The sequence below is a fragment of the Planktothrix sp. genome, from assembly GCF_046067725.1.
In the GTDB taxonomy this organism is placed as follows: domain Bacteria; phylum Cyanobacteriota; class Cyanobacteriia; order Cyanobacteriales; family Microcoleaceae; genus Planktothrix.
Genome location: NZ_JBJUDF010000323.1, coordinates 23,968 through 29,967, shown reverse-complemented (window position 1 = coordinate 29,967; position 6,000 = coordinate 23,968). Strand labels below are relative to the sequence as shown.

Here is a 6,000-nt window from a genome sequence, read left to right as displayed (position 1 = left end):
TACAGAACAAAGTATTTTTGAAGCCCTAGCCCAACATTTAGGAGTTGAGTATATTTATGAGGAAACACAACCTCTTTTAAATTGTGAGTTAAAATTTAAATTGACTAGCGATGATTTAAATATCATGTCTCAAGACTGGATTTGTCAATTGTATGAAGCAGCACTTGAAGCCAACAGCCAAGATGTTATACAATTGATTACTCAAATTCCAAATACTCACGGTTTTCTGATACAATCACTAACACAACTGGTACGAAAATTTCAGTTTGAGCAAATTGTTGAATTAGTTGAACCTTTGATCAGTAATGAATTCTAATATTTTGCCTGATATGAAAGGGAATATTCTCCTGGTCGATGATATTCCAGAAAATTTACAACTATTAAGCGATTTGCTGATTCAACTTGGCTATACGGTTCGTAGTGTTACAAGTGGGCGAATGGCTCTTAAAACCGTGAGAGTCAAACAGCCCGATGTGATTTTTTTGGATGTTAAAATGCCAGAAATGGATGGTTATCAAGTTTGCGAAGCCTTAAAAGCAGATAAAACTTTACGCCATATTCCTGTGATTTTTATTAGTGCTTTAAATGATGTTTTTGATAAAATTAAAGGCTTTCAAGTGGGCGGAGTAGACTACATTACTAAACCCTTTCAAGTTGAAGAAGTTGTCGCTCGTTTGGAAAATCAGTTAACCATTCAACGACAAAAAAAACTATTAGAAGCCGAAATTATTAAGCGTAAGGAAGCTGAGGAAATTCTCTATCAATCTAGGGCACTTTTATCCAGTGTCTTGAATAGTTCCCTAGATGGAATTGCAGCAATGCAAGCGGTTCGAGAACCTGAAACTGGAATCATCAAAGATTTTCGCTGCTTAATCGTTAACCCTATCTTAGCTAAAGTCTTTGAACGGACTCGCGAAGAAATGATTGGTAAAATTCTTCTGAAAAAACTCCTCAACCGCATTAAACCTGAACTGTTTTATCGGTTTGTTACTCTTGTTGAAACGGGTCAATCTTTAGAACAAGATATTTACTATCCCGTTGCAGAATCCTATTGGTATCACTTTGTTGCTGTTAAGTTAGGAGATGGTTTTTCGATTACAATTCGTGATATTACTAGCCGTAAAAAAACAGAACTTGCCCTCCAAGAAGCCAATCAACAATTACATCAATTAGCTAATATCGATAGCTTAACTCAAGTCGCAAACCGTCGCTGTTTTGATGCTCGTCTGCACAAGGAATGGGAAAGTTTTATTAAACAACAACGACCCCTAACATTAATTCTTTTTGATCTTGATAGCTTCAAAGCTTATAACGATCACTATGGTCATTTAGCCGGGGATGATTGTTTATTCAAAGTGGCACAAGCGGTTTATCAATGTACTCGTCACCTTGATGTACGCCGTCCCATTGACCTTGTAGCGCGTTATGGGGGCGAGGAATTTGTTGTCCTCCTGGTCAATAGCGATATCGAGGTTGGTATCAAAGTTTCCCAAGGAATTCAGCAAGCAATTTATCATTTGGCAATTCCTCATCAATACTCAGAGGCGAAGGATATTGTTACGGTTAGTTTAGGAATTGCTTCGATAATTCCCACTGTAACCCTTGAACCCGATTATTTAATTCAACTTGCCGATCAAGCGTTATATAATGCTAAACAACAAGGGCGCGATCGCTATTGTATCGCAGCCGATAGAGAATCGCATAACTGATAACTGATCACTAATTTTTTCCTAATAAATGATTAAAAATTACATACATTTCTTGAGCTAATTGTTTAGGATTCCATAAAGGAGCTAAAGTGTTAGGGTTTTGAGATTGAATTAAGTGGGATTGAATCTCAGCCCGTAAAGCTTGATCTAAACCAAATCGAATCCCTAATTCTGTATATTCTTCCCAATTCCAAGCAATCCCAATATCCAGATTTACTGCTTTTAAAAAAGAATAACCCATCCGAGATAGATACTGTTCCCCAGCACGAGTTACAATCGGTAAATTAGCCGATAAAGCTTCTAAATTATGGGTTCCTCCATTATAAGGATAAGAATCTAATAAAGCATCCGCTACATAATAAATTGCTCGGTGTTCTTCTTCAGTTTTCGTTAATCCAATAAACATCAAACGGCTTTTATCAACATTATGTTCTTCACAGGCTTGATGATAAAGTTCTCGAATTAACTGATTATCTCCTTGACCTTTACGAAGTAACACACTTTTAGGAACATTTTTAAGAATTTTAACCTGGGCGTGAATCATCTCTCGATTCAGTTTTCGTCCGGGTGCGACACATAAATACACCATTTGATCCGGTTGAAGATTCAAACTATTTCTGACTGCATTTCGATCCACTGGACGGCTTGTAAAAGGTTCTAGGGCGACCGAAGTATGGGGTAAACGAATTAATTGTTCTAAATAATAATTTTCAATACCTTGGGGATGGGTATATTGATCACAGAGAAAATAGTTATCAGCAGAAATATAAGGAGCATCAAATCCTAACCAAGACAGACAAACAGGCGCAGGTCTACGATATAAAATTTGTACATTAGCGGGAACTGTCATAGAATCCAAATCTATTAAAATATCTAACTGATCTTTCAGAATTTCTGCGGTTAATTCATCTGCTGATGCAAAACCATTTGGATACGCTTTTGGCCAGTAAAATTGAGTGGCAATTTGTTCAAAGCGTTCGGTCACTTCATCGATGGGTAACTGTCCGGTTACATACAGATAAATATGGGGTGAAATTTGGGATAATTCTCGAATTACAGCTTCACTACACCAGCCTACCGAATGACGACGAAAATGTTTAGAAATAAAGCCAATTCTTAAAGCATTAGAATCTGACTTTTGAATCAAGGAAACATATTGAGGAGATGCAACTTCTTGAAATCGGTATTGGCTATAGTGTTGAGCAATGTATTGATAAAATTGAGCATTAGCTTCTACTGTATCTCGAAGGTGAGAGAGGGTAAACAGAAGAATTTCATAAAGAATAATCGCTTCTGAGTGGTTAATTTTATCGGGATTTTGATAACAAAATTGTTCTAATTCTAGGAATTTTTCTAACGCTTCTTGACAAGCCCCAGATTGACTATAGGCGAAAATATAGGCGATCGCCGATAAAATCGGAACTTTATCCGCACATTTTTGACAATATAAATCTGAGATTTCCCGTGCTTTCGCTAAATTAGTGGAATGACTGAGTAAATCACATAACTGTTGATACGCTTCAGGAAAATTCGGTTTTAGTTCAATGGCTTTTTCTAAATTAATAATCGCTTCTGCGGGTTGATCATGTTTGCGAATATGCGCTAACCGACAATGAATTTCAGCCCAATCCGGTTGAATGGCTAAAGCTTGTTCAAAGTTTTGAATCGCGGCTTCTATTTTCCCAATTTTAGCATAAAGGTTGGCAAGATTGGCATAACTATCCGTATAATCTGGTTTCAATTTAATCGATTGTTGATAATGATAAATTGCCTGTTCAACTACCCCTTGATTGTAAAAAATATGACCGAGATAAAGATGGGGTTGGGGTAAATCAGGATTCAGTTCAATCGCTTTTTGATAATATTGAATGGCTTCTGCTTCTTTCCCTTGTTGCGATCGCACGCTGCCTAGATTAGAATAAACTTCAGCCCAATTCGGTTTTAAAGCAATTGCTCGTTGATAGTTTTTAACCGCCTCTTCCCACAATCCTCGACGGGCTAAACTATTTCCAAATTCAAAGTTAAATTCCGCTTCAACTAAATTCGGTTGTAATTCTAAAGCTTTTTGCCAAGCGGTAATGGATTCATCAATTCGCCCAACGGTTTGAAAAACTTTCCCTAAATTCCAGTACACTGCTGCTAAATTGGGATTTAGTTTTAAGGCGGTTTCATAACTGAAAATTGCTTGTTCCCAGCGTTTCATTTTAAACCACATGGTTCCAATATTGGCATGAACTTCTGGAAAATTCGGTTCCAGTTCTAACGCTAGGGAATAAGCCCGTAAAGCAGCTTCAATTTTGCCTTGAAAATGAAGAGTATTTCCTAATGTTAAATAAGCGGGTAAATAGTCGGGTTGTAATTTTAAAGCTTGATGACAAGCTGCGATCGCTTGGTCAAAATGACCCTGATTCATCAAGAGTTCAGCTTGTTGTTTATAAAATTCTACTTCCGGGTTTTCGCTTTTTTTATCCAGGGGATTTTCAACGAAAAACTGTTCATTTCCTGAAGCAATTAAGGCGGTTTGAATGTTTGATTCCGATGACGTTTTCAGTTGTGTTTCAAGTCCAGCACTAGCGAGTTCAACTCCTCCTTCATAAAATCCAGCATTATCTCCTTGAACGTCTGTCGCTTCTTGAAACTTAAACTGAAGTAGGCGGTTAAGTTCTTGATGGGCAAAAACCTGTTTAGGATTAATTTTAATGGCTTTTTTATAACAATTAATCGCAGGATCAATTTGATTTGTTTTGGTCAAGCTTTCTGCAAGTTTTAAATAAAATAACTCTTGATTCGGCTCAAATCCTATGGCTTTTTGATAATAATAAATTGCCTGTTCCCATTGATGCTGCTTACTCAGTAAATTCCCCATCATCCAATAGATTAATCCCGAATTCGGATTAATTTCAACGGCTTTTTGATAACAGTCAAAGGCTTCCTTAAACCGTTCTTGCTTAAAATAAACACTACCTAAATTTCCATAAGCTTCTGCAAAGTTCGGCTGAATTTCTAAGGCTTGGGTATAAGCCCAAATTGCTAAATCAAACCGAGATTGAGTATACAGTGAATTTCCAACCACTAAATAAGCTGAAGATAAATTAGGTTGTAAACTCAAAGCTTGGTGGAGAGCATTGAGTCCGTCTTCTTCTTGACCGATTAGAATATAAACTTCCGCCAATCTTTTATAAACTTCTGCCTCTTGAGAATTCAGTTTTAATGCTTGCTGAAAGCAATTAATCGCAGCTTCTAAATTTCCAAATTCTTTAAGCTGAATTCCTTGTTTTAATAAAGCAGAAACGGAATCTAAACTCACAAGTTACTCTCCACTCAATCATTAAACACCCATTGGTCGGATTTTAAGAGCAGCTATCCCCGCAATTTTTCTTAAGATCCCAGGGGTGACTCCTATTACCTTTTTGATTATATTCCCTAATTGACCCAAACTCGGTAGACTGATCGAAGGGAATTAAATCTACAATTCCCCATTGTCCAAAACACCCCATTATTGAGGAGAAATTAACATGAGTGAGCAAGATCCCGTAACATTGATGAAACAATACGTGGGTAAAGCAGCCGCCGATCGAGTCACATCGGGAATGATCGTCGGGCTCGGAACCGGTTCTACAACAGCTTATGCCATTCAGTATATTGGAGAACGCCTCAAAACCGGAGATCTCAAAGATATTAAAGGCATCCCCACCTCATTTCAATCTACAGTATTAGCCAAAAAATATGGCATCCCTTTAACAACATTAGATGAAGTTGATCGCATTGATATTGCTATTGATGGAGCCGATGAAGTTGACCCCCAAAAGAATTTAATTAAAGGGGGAGGTGCTGCTCATACTCGTGAAAAAATTGTTGATAGTTTGGCAGAAGTTTTTATTGTTGTGGTCGATAGTTCTAAATTAGTTGATCAACTGGGTTCAACATTTTTATTACCCGTTGAAGTTATGCCCTTAGCCATGACTCCGGTGATGAAAGCTTTAGAAAAATTAGGAGGAAAACCAACCCTGAGAATGGGAGTGAAAAAAGCAGGGCCAGTAGTAACCGATCAAGGCAACTTAGTGATTGATGTCAAATTTGATGCCATTGACAATCCAGCTGATTTAGAAAAGGAAATTAACAATATTCCTGGGGTTTTAGAAAATGGTTTATTTGTAGGAGTGGCTGACATCATTCTCGTGGGTGAAGTCGTCAACCAAGAAGCGAAAGTTCGGGAAATTTCCTAAAAATTAAGTTGTTGGTCAAACGTCCCGTTTTAAATCAGTTGTCATCTTTAATTGTAGGGGTTTGG

General features: G+C 37.4%; 3 protein-coding genes and 1 pseudogene. 3 read left to right on the top strand and 1 reads right to left on the bottom strand.

Annotated features, from left to right (window positions below; translation table 11 throughout):
- Positions 1 to 316: pseudogene (locus ACKPEB_RS20025) on the top strand (hybrid sensor histidine kinase/response regulator); the annotation flags it as partial.
- Positions 306 to 1,709: a diguanylate cyclase domain-containing protein gene (locus ACKPEB_RS20020; protein ID WP_408966750.1), complete on the top strand. Its 1,404-nt coding sequence runs from the start codon at positions 306 to 308 to the stop codon at positions 1,707 to 1,709. The pseudogene ACKPEB_RS20025 and the gene ACKPEB_RS20020, both read left to right, overlap by 11 nt.
- Positions 1,710 to 1,719: 10 nt before the next feature.
- Here ACKPEB_RS20020 and ACKPEB_RS20015 read toward each other — a convergent pair whose 3' ends face one another.
- A complete protein-coding gene (locus ACKPEB_RS20015) occupies positions 1,720 to 5,016 on the bottom strand; it encodes a tetratricopeptide repeat protein (RefSeq protein WP_408966749.1) in 3,297 nt (1,098 codons plus the stop codon).
- Positions 5,017 to 5,224: 208 nt separating this feature from the next.
- Here ACKPEB_RS20015 and rpiA point away from each other — a divergent pair, with 208 nt between their 5' ends.
- Entirely contained in the window at positions 5,225 to 5,935 is a 711-nt protein-coding gene (gene rpiA, locus ACKPEB_RS20010) for a ribose-5-phosphate isomerase RpiA (RefSeq protein ID WP_408966748.1), read from the top strand.
- The last annotated feature ends 65 nt before the right edge of the window (positions 5,936 to 6,000 follow it).